At 45.5% G+C, this 18,598-nt stretch carries 17 protein-coding genes; 9 read left to right on the top strand and 8 right to left on the bottom strand.

All coding sequences use genetic code 11. From position 1 onward, the window contains the following. The first annotated feature begins 17 nt into the window (after nt 1-17). The 4 genes from ABH897_RS19340 (at nt 18) to ABH897_RS19325 (ending at nt 2,364) form a co-directional block, all read left to right on the top strand. Nucleotides 18-209: a hypothetical protein gene (locus tag ABH897_RS19340; RefSeq protein WP_349361862.1), complete on the top strand. Its 192-nt coding sequence runs from the start codon at nt 18-20 to the stop codon at nt 207-209. 106 nt (nt 210-315) lie between these two features. Then, nucleotides 316-873, top strand: a complete 558-nt coding sequence (locus ABH897_RS19335; protein WP_283652861.1) for a MarR family winged helix-turn-helix transcriptional regulator — start codon at nt 316-318, stop codon at nt 871-873. Between the two features lie 115 nt (nt 874-988). Further along, complete coding sequence (locus tag ABH897_RS19330) at nt 989-1,495, top strand: hypothetical protein (RefSeq protein ID WP_044648858.1); 507 nt, start codon at nt 989-991, stop codon at nt 1,493-1,495. A gap of 2 nt (nt 1,496-1,497) precedes the next feature. Beyond that, the gene (locus tag ABH897_RS19325; RefSeq protein WP_404592590.1) at nt 1,498-2,364 is read left to right on the top strand and encodes an SDR family oxidoreductase; all 867 of its coding nucleotides are present in this window, start codon (nt 1,498-1,500) and stop codon (nt 2,362-2,364) included. Nucleotides 2,365-2,646: 282 nt separating this feature from the next. On the opposite strand, the gene ABH897_RS19320 is transcribed toward ABH897_RS19325, so the two are convergent. Further along, a complete protein-coding gene (locus ABH897_RS19320) occupies nt 2,647-3,015 on the bottom strand; it encodes a DUF6713 family protein (protein WP_349362243.1) in 369 nt (122 codons plus the stop codon). A 326-nt stretch (nt 3,016-3,341) separates the two neighbouring features. Here ABH897_RS19320 and ABH897_RS19315 point away from each other — a divergent pair, with 326 nt between their 5' ends. The 5 genes from ABH897_RS19315 to ABH897_RS19295 all read left to right on the top strand — a co-directional run bounded on the left by ABH897_RS19315 (nt 3,342) and on the right by ABH897_RS19295 (nt 9,232). Beyond that, entirely contained in the window at nt 3,342-5,102 is a 1,761-nt protein-coding gene (locus tag ABH897_RS19315; protein WP_404521701.1) for a cache domain-containing sensor histidine kinase, read from the top strand. A 2-nt stretch (nt 5,103-5,104) separates the two neighbouring features. Further along, a complete protein-coding gene (locus ABH897_RS19310) occupies nt 5,105-5,905 on the top strand; it encodes a response regulator (RefSeq protein WP_283652857.1) in 801 nt (266 codons plus the stop codon). 137 nt (nt 5,906-6,042) lie between these two features. Further along, nucleotides 6,043-7,386 (top strand): extracellular solute-binding protein, encoded by a 1,344-nt coding sequence (locus ABH897_RS19305; RefSeq protein ID WP_283652856.1) that lies wholly within the window; start codon nt 6,043-6,045, stop codon nt 7,384-7,386. A 26-nt stretch (nt 7,387-7,412) separates the two neighbouring features. Further along, the gene (locus ABH897_RS19300; protein WP_283652855.1) at nt 7,413-8,294 is read left to right on the top strand and encodes a carbohydrate ABC transporter permease; all 882 of its coding nucleotides are present in this window, start codon (nt 7,413-7,415) and stop codon (nt 8,292-8,294) included. Between the two features lie 56 nt (nt 8,295-8,350). Next, a complete protein-coding gene (locus ABH897_RS19295; protein ID WP_283652854.1) occupies nt 8,351-9,232 on the top strand; it encodes a carbohydrate ABC transporter permease in 882 nt (293 codons plus the stop codon). Nucleotides 9,233-9,871: 639 nt separating this feature from the next. Here the strand turns inward: ABH897_RS19295 and ABH897_RS19290 are convergent. The 7 genes from ABH897_RS19290 to ABH897_RS19260 are packed head-to-tail and all read right to left on the bottom strand — an operon-like array spanning nt 9,872 to nt 17,845. Then, on the bottom strand, nt 9,872-10,405 hold the full coding sequence (locus tag ABH897_RS19290; RefSeq protein ID WP_283652853.1) for an SMI1/KNR4 family protein: 534 nt from the start codon (nt 10,403-10,405) through the stop codon (nt 9,872-9,874). A 29-nt stretch (nt 10,406-10,434) separates the two neighbouring features. After that, nucleotides 10,435-13,539 (bottom strand): HNH endonuclease, encoded by a 3,105-nt coding sequence (locus tag ABH897_RS19285; RefSeq protein WP_283652852.1) that lies wholly within the window; start codon nt 13,537-13,539, stop codon nt 10,435-10,437. A gap of 25 nt (nt 13,540-13,564) precedes the next feature. Then, a complete protein-coding gene (locus tag ABH897_RS19280; RefSeq protein ID WP_283652851.1) occupies nt 13,565-14,020 on the bottom strand; it encodes a DUF4280 domain-containing protein in 456 nt (151 codons plus the stop codon). 31 nt (nt 14,021-14,051) lie between these two features. Continuing rightward, nucleotides 14,052-14,681 carry a hypothetical protein gene (locus ABH897_RS19275; protein WP_283652850.1) on the bottom strand — a complete coding sequence of 210 codons (630 nt, stop codon included), beginning with the start codon at nt 14,679-14,681 and terminating at the stop codon, nt 14,052-14,054. Nucleotides 14,682-14,693: 12 nt separating this feature from the next. After that, on the bottom strand, nt 14,694-15,206 hold the full coding sequence (locus tag ABH897_RS19270; protein ID WP_283652849.1) for an imm11 family protein: 513 nt from the start codon (nt 15,204-15,206) through the stop codon (nt 14,694-14,696). A gap of 12 nt (nt 15,207-15,218) precedes the next feature. Next, nucleotides 15,219-16,322 (bottom strand): pentapeptide repeat-containing protein, encoded by a 1,104-nt coding sequence (locus ABH897_RS19265; RefSeq protein WP_404592589.1) that lies wholly within the window; start codon nt 16,320-16,322, stop codon nt 15,219-15,221. Nucleotides 16,323-16,342: 20 nt separating this feature from the next. Beyond that, nucleotides 16,343-17,845 (bottom strand): hypothetical protein, encoded by a 1,503-nt coding sequence (locus ABH897_RS19260; RefSeq protein ID WP_404592588.1) that lies wholly within the window; start codon nt 17,843-17,845, stop codon nt 16,343-16,345. Nucleotides 17,846-18,598 lie beyond the last annotated feature (753 nt).

Raw genomic sequence — 18,598 nt, 5'->3', positions numbered from 1 at the left:
ATAATATAGACGTACATATGAATCATTGGGATAAAGAGCATAAACTACAGCTATGGAAACAATCTGAAATCTTTGGCGAGAGCTACAAATTGAACTATATCGACTCGAATGGACAGTTTTCTGCCATAGTGTTATCTCCTTTGAATGCCTATGTGCTAGAAGACGGAACACCAGAAAAGAAATGTATTCATTGGCCTACACAAATTTAGAGACGATTTGATAATCTTGCTACTGTAGAAAAAGGAAAAAACCTAAAAATGAAGATGTGGTAATAAATGTGTTGACACAAAAATGATTAGGAACCATACTATATATATGAACAAGGATAATAAAATAACCAACGACATTGATGCTATTCCCTCGCTTGCACAATCCAAGCGTCAGATTGATCGCTATAACCTAGACCTAGATGCACAGGCTATACTCGTCGCGTCTAGGCTAATGGAAGCGGGAGCCAAGCTTGGACATGCCGCAGAGATTCATTTCTCCAGATTCGGTTTATCAACAGGGCGATATCGTTTATTGGCAGACCTTGAAGATAACGAAGGAGAAGAGTTGCCCTCGCAATTATCTGAGCATCTAGGTGTGACACGTGCTACAGTGACTGGTCTTATCGATACTCTTGAGCGAGATGGGCTAGTATCCCGGCGATCAAGTTCAGAGGATGGACGTCAGAAAGCGGTCATATTGACAGAGCAAGGAGCGAAGAAACTTCGTGAAATGGCTCCTGAGCATTTCGCTCGGCTGGAAGCCATGGTGGGATTACTGGATATCGAGGAGCGCAGCGTATTCCTCGATCTGTTAGGCCGAGTTACACAAGGTATATCGGCACTTACGGACGAACCAAAACGAACTAAAGAAACACATCAGTAATGAGTAGAATGGGCTAGTGAAGCTAGCCCATTTTCACTCTTATATAGTTAGGATCCTAATTATATGTCACTGAAAGCAGCCGCTGAACGATTAAAAAGAATAAAGGAGCAATTAAATGAACAAGACGACGGAGTATCCCAATCAGACAGATGGTGTTTACGAAATCAAGTCTGCTGGTTCTGGCACAAAGACTTTTGTACTGTGGCGTGAAGTCGTAATGGCCTATGCGTCTCCTGCCATTATGGCAGGTATCGGGGGATTGGTCACTGCCGACAAGGGGCTTCAATTAGGGGCCTTGACCACAATCGGCGGAACATCGGCCTTCTTGGCTTTGATGCTTGGCCTTTGGCTGCGCAGTAGAGGAGGCCATAAAGGGTGGATCATCGGCGCACCTCACTTGGTTGTGGTTGGGCTGTTCGCGTTGGTGGGAGCAACATTTGGTCTATTCGCCGCATGGGCGACATCTGGTTTACTAGAAATTATGATTCCGAGCAATCACTTGGCCTGGGTCGGTCGTGTCTGGATCGATTTCCCGTTGTCCGGATTCATAGCAAGCACGATAGTGACATGGCGGTGGCGTCTTGCCGTCACTACAAATTTTTCATCCAAAAGGAGAAGATAAGAATGATAGTTATTATTGGAGCAACAGGTACGATAGGCAGTGCGCTTTTGGAACGTTTGGTTGATCTTGGAGTACCCGCCAGGGCGCTGAGCAGAGAGCCTGAGAAGTTGCGTGATCAGATTGGAGAAAAAGTCTGGTCGACTATCGAGATCGCATCGGCTGATGCTTCCGACCCCAAATCACTGCGCCGCGCGTTTACAGGAGCTAGCCAACTTTTCCTTGCAATATCCAATAGTCCAAGACAAATTGAATTGGAAACTTCGATTATTCAGATTGCCGCCAAAGCTGGCATCAAGCACATCGTAAAGATATCCAGTCCTGCCTTTGAGCAGAGCTCTCCAGTAGCAGTGGCGGGCTGGCATCACGAAATCGAGAAAACCCTTAGCGAATCGGGTGTCACCCACACCGTGTTACGCCCCTATGCGTTCATGCAAAACTTATTACGCTTTGCACCAACGGTCACAACCCAAAATGCTTTCTTCGGCTCCATGGGCGATTCACCCTGTAACTTCATTGACTGTCGCGATATCGCAGATGTCGCCGCAGAAGTTCTGACCAATCGAGAGGTATCTGGCCAAATCTATACGCTTACCGGTTCGGATATTTTCAGCTATCCTCAGATCGCGAGTAAACTATCCACCCTGCTCGATCGGCCGATACGCTACATCAACATGGAGCCCCAAGCACTACTCCGCAATCTCATCGAGCACGGGCATATGCCTCCTTGGCTTGCGAATCACGTTGTGGAAATTCAAACTATGTCTACGGTGGTTCCGGAAAGACCAACGGACATTGTAAAGCGTTTGCTCGGTAGAGAGCCCCGCAAGCTAGACGCTTTTCTGCATGAGCATGCAGCAAATTTCAGGTAGAGGCGGAGTTCAGCTAAGGATCAACCAGAAAGAAATGGTTGACCTCATAATACGAACGGGCAGGATAGTTCAATAAGAAGCTGTAGTGGAAGCGGATCCGGTATCGAATGGTAAATAGGGGCAGCGAGCCCCTATTTTTTGTTATTGGGTTTGTTATCGTACTTTGTTGATTCTTGAACAAAAATATGACCGCCATTAGGTATAGGTGATCACGTGATTATTAAACTAATCTTAACGTTTCCCGTTAGAGTATAACTTCAAACATTTTGTGTTCGCATTCACTCATCTTATAAATAGTAATAATAAATGAATTACCGCAAGAATTCCCATTGGATAAATAATTGATCTAGAGAACGTATTCTTAAATCCATTACGGGGGTGCTTTTCAAAAAATAGGTGCAGGATTGCATGGATGAATAAAAATAAATCTAGGAACCAAAAAATAATTGTCTGATATTGGCTGAAAAGTAAAGAGAGTATTATTGTGTAAAGAGGGAGGTGAATAAATGTGAAGACTTTATAGGCTTTAGAATCTTCCATATCTTTAAGTACGATAAACAATCTCCACTCAGAATGTCTTATCGCATCCATTTCGTGCAAAAGAAATAAAGATAAGTTAAGCAAGAATAGCACAAGCAAAAAATCTGGCATATAAAACCTCCCACAATTTTATAACTCCATGTTACTACAGTGTAATAAATAAACCCAGCAAAATATGGAATTATTTAATACGTATAACTGCCTGTGGCAAATAAGAATAACCATATTGCAAATTTGTGTGTTTATCGAACGTAATCTATTCAGAGAGTACCCTCATGTTGTTGATTACCCTGTGACTTTCTATTTCCTATCATTCCTGCCATTTTAATTAATCTCTACTAAAAATACGCCAACATAGGGGAACGATGCGATAGAATAGAAAATAGAAAGCGTTATCATTATCCATTTTGCTGCGATGGTCCAGGGGGAGAAGGCATATGCGTTCAAGGTTCCAACCATTAAACACATTGCGTAATCAGATTTTTATCGGCTTTATATTGGTAATGCTCATTATGATGAGTGTGGCGGGGGCATTCATTTATCTCAATGTCTCTCACCTGTTGAAAAACAGTGCCGAGCGGCATATTGGTCAGACCGCGGTACAAGCGAGCGGCAGGCTGGATGCATTAATCGGCCAAATGGACAGCCTGACGGAACAGGTGGCAAATCATCCGTCTGTTCAGCATATTTTGCTGGAGGAGCGCAACGGGGGGAAGGTGTCTTTTCGGCAGCGTCAATCACTACTGCAAATGATGCATAGCTATCAGGCTTATATGCCGAGTGTCGGCTCGCTGGAGCTGTATACCGCCGAAGGGAAGATGTTGTTTCCGATTAGGGAGGGCAGTTTGGAGGACCGCATCGGACAAGCGGACATCCGGGAAGCGAATCAGATGAAAGGAAGATTAGTCTGGATCGGCATTGATCCCGAGGACTCCCGGTCGCTGCTGGCGATTCGGCAGGTGAGCCTGGTGGATCGCTGGTTTTCACGCGGAGGATATCTGATTACCCGCATGGAGCGCAGTTATTTCAGGCTGAATGATGCGTCAGCGGTCAATGAAGAAGCGGATGAAACCATGTTGCTTGTAGATCGTCAGGGCCAACTGCTGTCGGGTGAACCTTTGAACCAGACGGATTTGTCAGGTGTACTGCACAGCAAGACACAGACGGTTCATATTGGAGAGCGGGAATATGTGAAGGCGGTCCAGCAATCGGAGCGAACCGGATGGTCGCTGCTGATCCTGATTCCGGTTAGCGTCGTCACAGACGGAATTACGGTTTTACGGACTACACTTATCATCTCCGCGTCTCTTGGTGCAGTGTTATTCCTATTCATGTCTTTTATGCTGTCTACGTTGATTACCAGACCGATAGGTCATTTGATTCAGGCGATGCGTCGTTCACGGCAAGGGGCATTGACCCTGAATCCAGAACCGGCATCAGCGGTCGAACTGCGGGAATTGAATGTAGAGTACAACACGATGATTGTCGACATTAATGAATTGATCCGTGTCATTTGCGAGAAGGAGGTTTTGCAAAGCCAAACCGAGCTTAAAGCGCTGCAGGCACAGATCAACCCGCATTTTCTTTTTAATACGCTGGATGCTTTTAACTGGTCGCTACAGGAAAAAGGAGAGGAGGAGCTTGCCGGGCTAATGGTGTCCATGTCACGGCTGTTTCGTTATATTATCGAACCGGCTCACCATGACTCTTGGGTGACACTCGGGGGAGAAATGGCACAAGTCCGCCGTTATCTGGAACTGATGGAGATGCGTCTGGGTGAACGTCTGAGCTGGCAAATTCATATGCCTCTGGAGGCGGCCCAAATTCCGCTTCCTAAGCTGCTGATCCAACCCATTCTGGAGAATGCCATTTTGCATGGCATCGAAAATCGTATCGGCAACGGCTGTGTTGAAATCCGTGTCACTCCTGCGGTAAAACCGGGCTGGACCAAGATCGCGGTCATAGATGACGGACCTGGCATGACACCGGAGGAACTTGCGGCTGTGCGTGCAGCGCTGACGGGGGGATCGGCCTGCCAGAGCAAGGGGACTGGTATGGGGCTGGTTAATGTGCAGCGCAGGCTTGCCCTCTATTATGAGAGTGCATCTGATCCAACGAATGGTTTGCTGATACATAGTGCTGTGCAGGAAGGAACTGTGGTGGCTTTTGAAATTCCTGATGAATACGGAGGGCGGTAGGAATGAGTGTTTCATCCAAAACCATTGTCATTGTAGACGATGAACAGAGAACACGTCAGGGGATACACCAGACACTGGAGCAATGGGCCGCCGGAAAATACCGGATTGTGACAGCGGCAGATGGTTTGCAAGCATTACAAATGCTGCGGGCGGAAACGGTTCATTTGCTGATTACGGATGTCCGGTTGCCGGAATTCAGCGGACTGGATTTAATCCGTTCCCTGGAACGGGATTCACGTCGGCCGGCGATCATTGTCATCTCGGGATATGCAGAATTTGATTATGTCCAGCAGGCTCTTCGTCTGGGAGCTGTCAATTATTTGCTCAAGCCGATTGATAAGCAGGAGCTGCTGAAAGCGGTAGATGAGGCGCTCCGGCTGGAGGAGGAAAGACAGCGGTATGAGAAGCTCGAAAAGCTGGCTGACCCTGTTCTGCTGGAGCTTGACCTCCAAGCGGCTACTCTTAGTGATCCGATACGGCGTGCCTTCATCTATATGGCGGAGCATCTTCACGAATCCGTTACGATGGCGCAGACTGCCGCGCATGTACACCTGAATGCCAGCTATTTCAGTGTTTTGTTCAAGGAGCAAATCGGTTTGTCCTTCAGCGAATATCTGCATCGACTGCGGATCCAACGGGCCAAGGAGCTGCTGCTTCATAGCCAGTTGACGATTGCGCAAATCGGAGAGCGTTCAGGCTACCGGACAGATAAATATTTTATTAAAGTGTTCAAAGCGACCGAGGGGGTAAGTCCCAGCCGCTACAGGCAGCAGATGCGTAAAGGGCCACAGGATATTCACTGACAGCATAGGCAGCTCATAACCCAATAAAAGTGGAATTATACCCAATCAGTGTACCCTGTTGGAAGCTGGAATGGAGTGCTAAACTTACAAATGATAACGGTTACAAAAAATAAAATTACAACAACGGAGGTCTAACGATGTCCAACGAGTATGGTTTACGTAAGCGCTCACATCGAAAATGGGTTGCTGGGTTGACCCTGATGCTATCCTTGATGCTGGTGCTATCCGGTTGTGGTGTTGGTAAGGATGGCAAAGGGGGTTCCAATGGAGAAGGCGGGAAGATTACGCTCAAAATGATGCACCTGTGGCCAGAGGGAAGCTCGGCACAGCAGAGCAAGCTTGTGACCCAGATTATAGATCAATACCAAAAGGATCATCCGAATGTCGTCATTCAGCAGGAAGTGCTGGAAAATGAACAATACAAAAATAAGCTCAAAGTGCTGTCGGCTTCCAATGAATTGCCGGATATCGGTATTACCTGGGCAGCGGGCTTTATGGAGCCTTACGTTAAAGGCGGATTATTTACGCCAATGGATGACCTGTTGAATGGCTCCAAGCTAAAGGACAAATTCGTACCGGGAACGACCGAAGCCTATGCGCTGAATGGAAAAACGTATGCGCTTCCGATCGAATTAAATATTTCACCCATTTACTACAACAAATCCATATTCCAAAAATACAGCCTGAAAGTACCTGCAACATTTGACGAATTTAAGCAAGTAGTGAAAACACTTGCAGATCATGGAGTTGCACCGATTGCACTGGGCAATAAAGACCGCTGGACCGGCTCGCTCTGGTATATGTATCTGGCGGATCGTATAGCAGGTAACGAGACGCTGAAAAAAGCAATTGACGGCTCAGGATCGTTCGATGACCCTGGTTTAATTCAGGCGGCATCCGAAATCCAGACGCTCGTGGATATGAATGCCTTTAACAAAGGATTTAACGGCTTGTCTAATGATGAAGGAAAATCCGAATTTATGAACGACAAGGCGGCAATGTATTTAATGGGTACTTGGGAATTACCGAATTTTACGACCAATCCCGCAATCCCGCAAACATTTAAAGACCAAATGGGCTTCTTTAAATTTCCGATGGTTGCAGGCGGCAAGGGCAACGTGGACAGCTGGGTAGGAGGTCCGGGAGTAGGCTTGTTCGTTTCGGAAAATTCCAAGGTGAAGGAAGAGGCCAAAGCTTTTGTTGAGTATTTCGTGGTCAAATGGGGTGAGCAATCGGTAACGCAGGCGGGAGTTATTCCGGCGACGAAGGTGGACACCTCCAAAGGAAATTTGCCTAAGCTGTATGTCGATTTGCTGAATGAGCTGAATCAAGCCAGCAGCATTACATTGTTCGCCGATGTACAGATGAAGCCGAATGCGGCGCAGGTACATTTGAATATGATTCAGGCGTTGTTTGGTAAAGCCGTGACACCACAACAATTTGCCGATCAGCATAAGGCTGCCATTCAGAAAGGAAATTGAAATTGAGCACATAAGGAGGTTGGGCCGTGGAAAAGGTCATGTCCAATAAGCTTGTCATTGCTCTGTATGTGTTGCCTTCCCTGCTGCTGTTACTCACTGTGATTTATGTGCCCATTGTGCTCACTGCCTATTACGGCCTGAATCAATGGAATGGAATAGGCTCTATGACTTTCGTAGGGCTGGACAACTATCAACGTTTGTTCACAGACACGGCGTTCTGGCAAAGTGCTTGGCACTCGCTGCTGCTGGCTTTGTTTTCAGGTGTCAGTCTGATCGGTTATCTGGTCATTGCGATGATTTTGTCAGGAAAAATCAAGGGAGCGAATCTGCTGCGGAAAATTTATCTGATCCCCATGCTATTGTCTTCTGTAGCTATCGCGCAATTGTGGCTCAAAATATATCATCCGACGAATGGAGTGCTGAATTCCTTACTGACGTCGGTCGGAGTCCACAATCTGCCCGAATGGCTGGCTAATCCGTCTCTGGTGCTGCCTGCCCTGTTCATCCCGATCATTTGGCAATATGCAGGCTTTTATATTCTGATCTATTATGCCGGGCTGAAAAACATCCCCGAAACGCTGGTGGAGGCTGCCCGGATCGACGGAGCCAGTGCCTGGCAGATTGCGACTCGTATCAAATTGCCCCTGCTGCGCGAGGTGCTTAACGTCACGATCATATTGTCCATTGTTGGCTCGCTCAAATATTTTGACCTGATCTACGTCATGACTGACGGTGGGCCGAACGGAGCCAGTGAAGTGATGGCTTCTTACATGTACCACCAGGCGTTCCGCAGCTTTGATTTCGGATATGGCAGCGCTACAGCCTTTGCCCTGTTGTTCATCTGTCTGGTCGCTACGTGGCTGATCCGCAAGGTTACGGCTTCGAGTGACACCATCCAGTATTCATAATACGGTCATGCAAATAGATCATGGGTAACAAAGGACAGGAAGAGGGAGGAACGGATATGAAAACCCAGGCAGCCGCCAGCTATCCGCTTGGAGTCGCTACCCGTGACAGAATGTTAACTCGGGTCGGTTATGCCGCTTTGTATACACTTTTGATCATCTTGGCGGTGACGCAGCTTTTACCGCTGCTGTGGCTGATGCTTTTCTCGCTTAAAAATAATCAGGAAGTGTTTAATCTTCCACCGTTTGCACTCCCGCCCCAGCCGCATTGGGAAAATTATATGAATGTGTGGACCAGCGGCAATATTGGGAGGTATTTTATCAATAGTGTGTGGATTACGGTAATATCCGTGGCGCTGACGGTGCTTTTGGCCAGCTTTGTAACGTTTGCGATTACACGTATGCGCTGGAAAGGAAGCCAGTTGGTCCTCGGACTCTTTATGGTCGGACTGATGATTCCGGTCCATGCCACCTTGATTCCGTTGTTCAGTATGTTTCTCAAGCTGCATCTGACAGACACGCCGCTGTCCATCATCCTGTCGTATATCGCTTTTAATCTGCCTACAACGATGATGATCTTGCTGGGATTCTATTACGCATTGCCCCGGGAAGTGGAAGAAGCGGCCGTTATGGACGGCTGCACTGTCAACCGGATGTTCTTCCGGATTGTGCTGCCCATGACGACCCCGGTCATGGCAACGACAGCCATCATTAACATGATCTATAACTGGAATGAGTTTATTTTCGTCAATACGTTCATTAGCTCGGACGAAAACAAAACGCTAACCGTTGGTGTCCAGAACTTTATCGGACAATATACGACCGACTGGGGAGCTATCGGAGCTACGTTAATGATCAGCATTTTGCCCATTTTGCTGGTGTTCCTCATCATGAGTGACCGAATTGTTGAAGGGATCGCAGCCGGGTCGGTAAAAGGGTAAAGAGTAAGGGGTAAAGGGCTACCAGGACACAAATTCCCTTGTTGGATTTGAAGAGCACCCTCTAGAGTAGACTTTGGAATAAACCTCCTGGTTTGTCCGATGAATGCTAGGGGGTGCATTTTTATACGAGTCTAGTTTGAGTTGAAGGAAATACATAAATGATTCTGTCCTGATTTAAATATTAAAGCAGGTTTAAATGAAAAAGTGGATTTTGTAGATATCTGTGGTATACATGGACTCTGTTTGTTCTGACTTAGCTGATAGCCTGTTGCTCACTGGCTAATTCTAACTGATAAAGACGTTGGCGTAATGCTTCTTAAAACCAATTTGGCCAATTTGACATTGAGTGCTTCCCCTCCCGTGTTAACTCTAATGGGGAGGGGCAAGTGATTGTTTTTGGTAGGTAGATTGGTGGGGGCTTTTTTTTATTTCTTTAAATTGAAAAAAATTCCATTCCTCTAATAATTCAAATTGGAATGGAATTTCAAAATTTTAGAGTGACTCGTATTAAATAAAGAAGTAAATGAATCTAATAAATAATATTTAATAATGATTTCTCTGATAATTCACTCCCGAATCTAATACTGAGTTCAATTATTTATAGCTATGTTTAGGCAGTAGCTTTAAAGAGTTATCCTTTTAGTCTCTAGGAGAAATTAATTTAAGAAAAGCTGCGAATGATTCACATACAAAATCTAATGTTTCGTCCTGCCAGTCTTCAAGTGATTTTTCTTCTAATTCCTCTTCGGTTATTTCACTTTCCAAGATTAAATCCTCATGGTTTTGAAACAAAATTTCCGGTTCATTTTTATCTTTCCGGTAATCAAATAAAAATTTATCACCAGATCCATTAATAGCAAAGGGAAATATATTTTTCGGTAACGCCTCACTTAAAGTATCGTACGCTAGTTCAATTGGAGAAATTACTTCTCCAAGAACTTCTTTTTCTATTAAAGATAATAGTTGTATAGACCATGTGAATTTCCCAGGTACTTCTACAACGCCCGTCATCTCTTCACCATTTTGATCTATTATATATGGTACTGATCCATCATGATTTAGCACAATTTCTACGTACTCTTTAGGAAAGTTGATATTCCATCGCTCCTCAAGACCTCTCAATTTGCTTTCATTTAAATTTATATTATCAGACCATTTTAGCTCATATCCCATTGTAGTTCTCCCTTCTAATTTATTAGAGGTTAATCGCCATTACCCCATATTTTATTTCCACCCGTATGATTTACTTTACCATGAACATTCTCATCTACCAACTGCATTCTTCCTGTTTCTTGATGGTGATGCCAAGTAAAGCCAGGTATTTTATCATCCCCTTTTATAATGGCACGTATTTGTTTCTTATCATATTTTAATACATCTTCTAAATATGTGTTTAAATCCAAATTCGCTGCTTTTGCCTCCAGTTTTAGCTTTTCACAGTATAACTTTGTTGAAGCTTGTAAATGGTTAGGTCGAGACATATTCAGTAGATGTTTTGATGTGTGACTCTCTAGTAAGGATATTTCAAATTTGATATATTTTTTGTCGAATATAGGGAAACCTAATGGATCGAATTCCACGCCTTTAAATATTGCTCCTGCATTGCCTGAATTTAAAACATTAGGACGTTTATACTTAGGGTTGTTAAGATAATTACTTTGAAGATTGTTCACTGATTCTTCTAATTTTTGCACATTAGTATAGCCCCATTTTGTAACATCCACTTTCCCATCCCTCGCTTTTTTAAGTAAATCCTCAACACTTTCAAATCCGTTTGGAACTATCCACCTTTTAACTACTTTACCGTTGGAATCAATTCCTTCTCTTAAAGTACCTTTAGTTTTAACTTGTTTAACTATGTCTTTTACATCGTCAGGAATGTAATCGTGTTTCTCCAGCGTTTTAGTGCTCTTACCTGTGTACTCTCCTGATTCTAACGCATCAATCTGTTTTTGTCTCTCAGGCGAAACCTTCGCACCCGCTTTGGAACGCGGGACATCGGGACCCAGATCATGAAACTTATAATGACCTGCATTAGTTGCGAGGATCGGTGATTTTTTAGTTATACGGATATTCATCTTTCGGGCTACACTCTGCAAGTAACTCCCCAAGGATTCGAAATTGGTCGGGAGGCGGAGGGCGTTCGTTTTGAATTTTCCATCTCCGGCCTTCGCTAGAGCAGAGTCGGCTTTCGCTGTATCCCCGAATAATCCCGGCGTTCCACCTTTTCCACCGTTCTTTTCTTCAACATCTTTGAGTCCTTTAGATAAAGAGGCTTCTTCTTTGCCTAGCTTTCCTAAATTTTTAGTGAGTTTGGCTCCTCCCTTGACGATTGTAATGACATCCACTCCACGCTCCACAGCTTTTATGCTGTCATACCCTGCATCATAACTTTCTTGCTTCGTGTCTGTCAGCGGGTTTGGAATAAAATTGTTCCACTTTTTCACAAGAGGTTCTGTAAAACCATCCCAAGCCTTTTTCCCGTCATTGAGAAGTTCGTTCCCTGATTTTTGAAAGGTGACCGTTTCCGCAATATATCCTCCTGCATGCTTAATACCTTCAAGTGTCTCATTACGCTCCAGAAAACCTTTCCCGGTGACGTTACCCGGCATGACGAAAGGAGTAGCCACCATGACTCCCATATCTGCTACATCGACAACCATATCCCATACGCCTGTTACAAATTCTACACCCGCATCCCATTCTCCCTTGAGCGTGGAGCCTACATTCTCCTTCACGCGTGCTCCCATCACACTTTGGATACCTTTTTCAGCGACCTGCTTCTCAAAATCAGACAACAGCGGCTCAGGGTAGTATTGATGGAGGGAAGCTTTGAGCTGGATTTCAGCGCTCACGCTGTTGACTTCCTGTTCCAAATCCAGCGTATCGGTGGTTGTATTCAGGTGTAAGCCGTTGGTTCCTTTCAGGAGGATGCTTCCTGCTGAAAGACTAAGGCTGCCGGTAGCTTGAATTTGTATACGTTGGGTACTGTTCAGGCTCACGCCATGATGGGCATTCATGGAGATGTACAGCGATCCTTCCTGCGCACTCATCGACAGCTCGGAGTTGCCCAAGGAAATTTCTTTTCCCTGCGGATTCGCAAAGGATTTGACCCCGGGATCGGCTGTTTTACGCTGGTGGCGTTCTGCAGGTGATTCGACCACGGCGCCTTGAGCGGTGTGAGAGGAAGGGGCCGCAGCACCCGATGGTTTCGTCCGCACGGATTGAATGACCATCGCATCATCTTCGTCTGCACTTGGAAAATACAGCTTCACCTGTGCGTTTTTTTCCGGCATCAGATACCAGACCTGATTACCTTCGGCAGAATAGGGGAACCACTGAGCCTCATGAGGACTTTGCTGATCGTCCATATCCAAATGCAATCGAACCTGATTTCGGCTGACCTCCAGTATTTTTCCTTCAATAGCCGCACCAATGATGGTTCGATTATATATTTTAGGGACCTTCAAGCCCGCCGACAACGCGCATTCATACGACCAAGTCATCAAGCCACGAATCAGTTGGCCTTCACGTTTGGTGATGACGTAGGTTTCGTGATTGCGCTCGACTTCATCTCCCAGTTGCAGCATGTGATCCCACTCAAAGGTATAGCGGGTGTAATCTCCAATCGTGGCCGATTTCCAGCCGTTCGCCTCCTGATCCAGATAGGGAGCGATCTTGCGCTGTAACGTAAAAGGAACCTCTTTCAATTGAATATGCTGTCTGCCCTGAGGAATACCGATCCAAATTTGCGCATGGTGTGAAACGATATTAGGAACGAGAAGGGCTCCCACATGCGAAGCCAGACGTTTTAAAAAAGTCCAATCTGTCTCCTGATACTGCATGATGAACTGACCAGTCTCTTTTTTCTCAAAAGCTTCATCGATCTTGTCTGAGCCTTTATAATCGGTCAGCACTGCGTCGACGATTTCAACATATTTTTGGTTTATGTGCTGAAAGGAGCGGTTTTTGAGCTGCGTATCCAGTTTAAAACTATGAGAAATGACGTCGAGATTCACCACGACCTCTTGATGCAAGTGCTGTACATCTACGCAGTACAGTTGTCCCATGAATAAGGGATGCTTCTGGTCTTTGGTATCCGAATACCAAAGTTCGACTTTATCGTCGCTGCTTGCTTTGGTAATGATTGTATCTGCCTGATCGGCTTCTAAGCTGCCCGTGATCGTCAGTCTGGCATGCTCCCCCAACTCGTGACTCATATGGATATGACGAAGGTGCAGCTTGCCGTAGGGCCAAGTGACATGTAAGTGCTGATAGGTAAAGCGATCTTTCGCTACGATGTTCATCCCTTACTCTCCTTGCTTGATAAAATCAGCCATCTTGTCCGTCATCTGTAATGGAGATGATGCCTCCACCACCCGATCCCGCGCTGTCTGCACCAAAAAAGGAGGATATCGTCTCTTGTATACCTTGACAGCTACACATTAAGGTCGAATTGTTAAGTAGGGCAGGTGCCCCCTCAATCAATACGTCTTCTTTCCCGCCTGTCCACTTGGACCCAAACGCAATCTCCGGCTCACAGGGAAGACCATGCTTCAATTTACACAGACCAAAAGCATTGATTTTGCTAATATTGGCTCCACAAACGGCATCGTCCACGCTCAGGACAGGCTTATTTTTAATGAAGACACCGTGGCTGTACATCATATTGAGCACACCAGGGTCTGTACCTTGACTGCACTGTAACTTGGCTCCTCTCACCACATAGGAATGTTCTCCGCTGAGTGCACCTTGGGCCAGAGCTTTAATAAGTAAAGGTAAAAACATATAAGTACCTCCTTGGATAACAGGTAAACATTTAAGAAAGCTCCGACCATGTCGCGGTGTGCAGCATGGCATAGGTCAAGGGGACCCAGAGGGGAGCATCCTCCAGCTTAAATTGGCAACTCCCGATCACAGCCTTGCCACGCCAGGAATGAACAAAGACGATCTGATAATAGGGAGACGGGGAAACTAGAAAAATAGCTTCATAACAGCCAATGATGGTGTCTTGAATAGAAAGTGCCTTTTCATCCACTAGCTTCATATTTGGTTGTGCCCGACTCGTTTGTTCAATCATCTGTTGTTGATAGAGTTCTATTTGCGTGGGGTTCAGTTCTTGCCCACTTTGGTGCAGACCAAACAGAATTCCACCCAGCTTGTCCTGAACAACGAAGCTTTTCGACGGATCTACCGTCTGTCCCGCCCGAATTTCTGGAATAAGAGAATCCGGCAGGGATATGGTGAGTTGATCCTCGAAGACAGGAAGGGTTTGAAACCGGATTTCCTGTTCATCCGGAAGGGCTAGTGAGCCTTTCAAAATTCCCTTTATCGCTTCTTCAATAGATACCAGCATCCAGCTTTCATCGTTCTCCGCCCCGCTTAACTGCTCTTTCAACGTTTGTTGATAATGCAGCTTCAAAAAAAATTCATCCCAATGCTCCGTCAAGGTTGAACCTCCTTATAAGAGTTCTAGCTTTTGTAGCCGAAAACCACTCAAACTCCGACGAAGCAAGCTTTCAGCGGCCTCCAAGCTAACGATGAAATAAGGTTCCTTCACGTTGGATAGTCGAAAAAAATGGTGTTCTTTCACCTTTTGACTATCCAGCACAAGGCGCTTCAGCGTTTGATCATGCGGATAAAATTCAGTCTGCTCCGAAATACCATCCACGGAGGGAATAGATGGAATCCAATATAACTCCTGGCGGCTAGGTTCCCGGTTCACGAGATACAACTGTTTAAAACGGGCTTGTGGATTATATAGCTCTAGAATCCGTTTCATCGGATCGGAAAATAGCGGTTGTGAGGTTGAAAATGGTAGCCAGTCTGTATACTCGGCATCTTCTGTCGCATGAACATCTAAAACCTGAGCCGGGGGCATGCCAACAAATGGTGTTTTAAAAAGAACCGTATTTATAGGTTCGATATGGCGCGAAATCCGGTTGTCATCGACCAGCACATAATAATGGCGCATACACATTCCTCCTTACTCTGTCCACACGATGGATTGACGCTGTACTTCATTCAGCTTCCAATGTTGTTGGTACTTTCGCGGGACAAGAGTTCCTTGCATCGAAGCCCCCTCAAAATACGCATGTTCAAACGAATGTACATCCGTAAAATCGGCCCCATCCAGATTGGCGTGTTCAAAACGCAGTCCACATAGCCCTGGCACCCGAACTCCATGTTCCCGATGTGGCTGTCCACTAGCACTGCTGAAGTTAGCACCTCTCAAATCGCTATATCTAAAATCCGTGTCGGTCAGTAGGCATCCCTGAAAGCTGCCTCCTTCCAGATTCGCTCGTTGCCAGATGCTCCCGATCAATATGCAGGTGTGAAACTGGCTTTCTCGTAAGTCACTGTGGCTAAAATCGTTATAGCGCAAATCCTTTTGGATCAGGTGGAGGTGGGGAAGAGAGAGCTGCTTTAGGTTTTCGTAAACATAGGGTTCCTCTTCACTGGATTGCATCAATTGTTCGCTCACATCATCTGGAACAAGCGCTTCCTGATCTTCGACATATAGATTCTCGCTGATATCCTTGTACTCGCCCGTTCGGATGGCTAAACGATCAGTTTTATGAATAGCGAGATACTCAGGCATTAGAATGGCTTCTGCCAACCCTAAGCGCAGGAGGGAGTTCACAAACTGGTGGAAAAAAGGAGCGGATTCCAGCATCAATCGTTCAACGTCCACAGAAGTGATCGTCCCCATATATATTTTTCGCTCCTGCTCCAAGGCTTCCAACATGGCACTCATCGGTGCGTAGGCCCATGATGCGTCATAGGTTAGCTTGCAATCGGAATCATCTTCGTACCATTCAGCAGAATAAGCCTCGACCATATATAGGTAGGATTGTTCAAGAATTTGAGTGCGCAAGAAAGAATAGTGGATATATCCAATCGCTTCTTTTTGACCTTGTTGTTGCATGCCTAGAATGTGTATACACAAATCCCTAAACGATTCTTTAAAGTCGGAGATCAGTTGAGCTTGGCAGCGATGAAACTTGGCTTCCAGCATGTCCAACTGAATGTCCAGCAAAGGTGTAAAGTGATGCTCTTTAAAATGGTGTAACGCCGCTTGTTTATCCATCTGCTAGTTCTCACCTTCCGTTAGTTCATCTTAATTTCCGTGCCGGAGAAGGTGGTTTTGTCATCCAGCGTAATCGTGTTGCCTTTACCAGACAGCTCAATTTTTCCGGCGGAAAGCTGGATGTTGCCGGAACTCATAACGATATCGGAGGCCGCGCTAATACTCACATTTTTTCCGCTTACAATATCAATGCCCGTTTTATCGTTAATGACAATGGACATGCCGTTTCCGGAGATGACGATTTGATCCGGGGCGAGCATGATTTCTTTTCCATATTTGGTTCGCAGTGTCTTAATGGCAGGGTCAGCCATTCGATCTGGCGCAGGAGTTGCTGCGGACATTGCCGAAGAAGACTTTGCTCCGGCAGACGAAGCAGAAGCAGTCGCATGTCCAGAAGCGGCAGAAGATTTTCCCGCGGAAGGCTGCGGTTCTCTTTTAACCGAGCTGATCGCGTAGCCTTCTTCTTCCTTATAGCTGGGGAAATAGATACGGATGCTGTCTCCGTCCTCAGGCATACAATACCAGCCCGTGTTATCCGCAGATGCATAAATGGTAGAGTAGGGAAACCAGTAATCCGTGTTCGGATCTTGCTGATCGTCCATATCGAGCTGGGCGCGAACCTTGTCCCGACGAACGCTCCGTACCTTGCCATGAATGGAAGCACCGATAATGGAGCGATTGTAGTCTTTAATAGGACGTAAGCCGCTTCGTGGCGACAGCTTGGCAGTATGGGTCAGCACCCCGTCTTTCATCTCTGTTAGCACCTCAGCTACGATCAGCTTATGACCTTGAAAGGTTACTTCATAGCCTGGCTCTAGCAGCTTCTCTGTTTCGACTTCATACTGGATAAAATCAGCATCACGCACGCCGGGGATATGGTTTTCAGAGGCGGTTTGAAAATCCGCAACCCGTTTGGTGACCTTATAATTGGTGGATTGTATTTCTCCTTTGCTCAGGCCCATAGGCAAGCCAAAATAAAACTTCGGCACTCCATAGCCCACCGCAGGAATGAGTGGAGAGTAGAAGTGGGAAGCCATCCGTTTCAAAAATTGCCAGTCGGTTTCATCATATTGCATGATAAAGGTGCCGATGGGCTTTTTATGGGACACAACATCCATGGCTTCGGCTTTGGAGTAGTCCGATACAATACTTTCGATCAGACCCGTATAGGTGAGCTTGGGGTTCTGGAAAGAGCGTTGATGCCGCTTAATATCTAGCTCATAGGTATGAGATATGGCTTCGACGGTCAGGTAATGAACGCCGTGAACGACTTTTTCCTCCACATCCAAGGCAATACCTCGAAAAAGGGGCTTTCGATTGCCATTTTTGTCTGTAACAAAAGCTTTGACCTGAGTTTCTTCATCTGAAGCACGTACATACAACTCGCGCTTTTTCTCCGAGATGATGCCTGTACAGATCATTCGGGCATGATCATTGACTGTTTTTAAGATTTTAAGCTCATGAAGGCGAACGAATTCATAAGGCATGATTTCGATATGACCGTACGTCACGATGTTTTCCATAGGTGTCTCCTTCTATAGTTGTTTTTGGTAAATGTTATTATGAGATCCCCAGCTAGTAATGTTGTTATTGATAAATCCAACATATGTATTTATCGGTTAAAAGAGAGATTAACTTTACAGAATGACCCATTGATTGGGGTATTTACTATGTGTATTTTTGGAAGCAGGTGATATGGGAGGGAAATGTAGAGTAGAAAAAAGCATATAATAGGTGGTAAGAGGGAGTATATCCTTTCTCCGTCTCGACACATGTGGAGTGCGTGGTAGTGATATATCGAGATGAGAAGCATTGATGTACGAGGGTTTAAGAGCAATTTGAATATGTTCCTGCATTCAAAAAACGCTTTACGGCTGAGTGTGGGAACATATTTTATTTACATATATAAGGCATGTGGAGTGTTGTTCACTGCTTGTGAGGGAAAATTAATACAAGATACATCGGTGTTAGTCCCCCTTCAGTTAGGGGATATTTTCCATTTCCCTTGATATGTAGACCTTGACGCGCATTGATTATAGCTAGAAATATCATTGTCACTCTATAATTTATGATGAGCGTGGAAATAGCATTTTAATAGGAATGCGTCGAAGTTATTTTTACATTCCAGTTTTACAGACAGCCCCCTACTACCAGGTGCACTGTAGTGAGTAGACCAGTCCCACAAGCAGGGGCGTAATTATTTAGATTGCTGCTAGGGTAAAGCTCATAATAAAGACAAAGGGGAATCGGTGACTCGTGGAATTAACAGTTCTACA

This window comes from Paenibacillus sp. RC73 (assembly GCF_044908085.1).
GTDB lineage: Bacteria > Bacillota > Bacilli > Paenibacillales > Paenibacillaceae > Paenibacillus > Paenibacillus terrae_A.
This window is presented reverse-complemented; position numbering and strand designations above follow the sequence as displayed.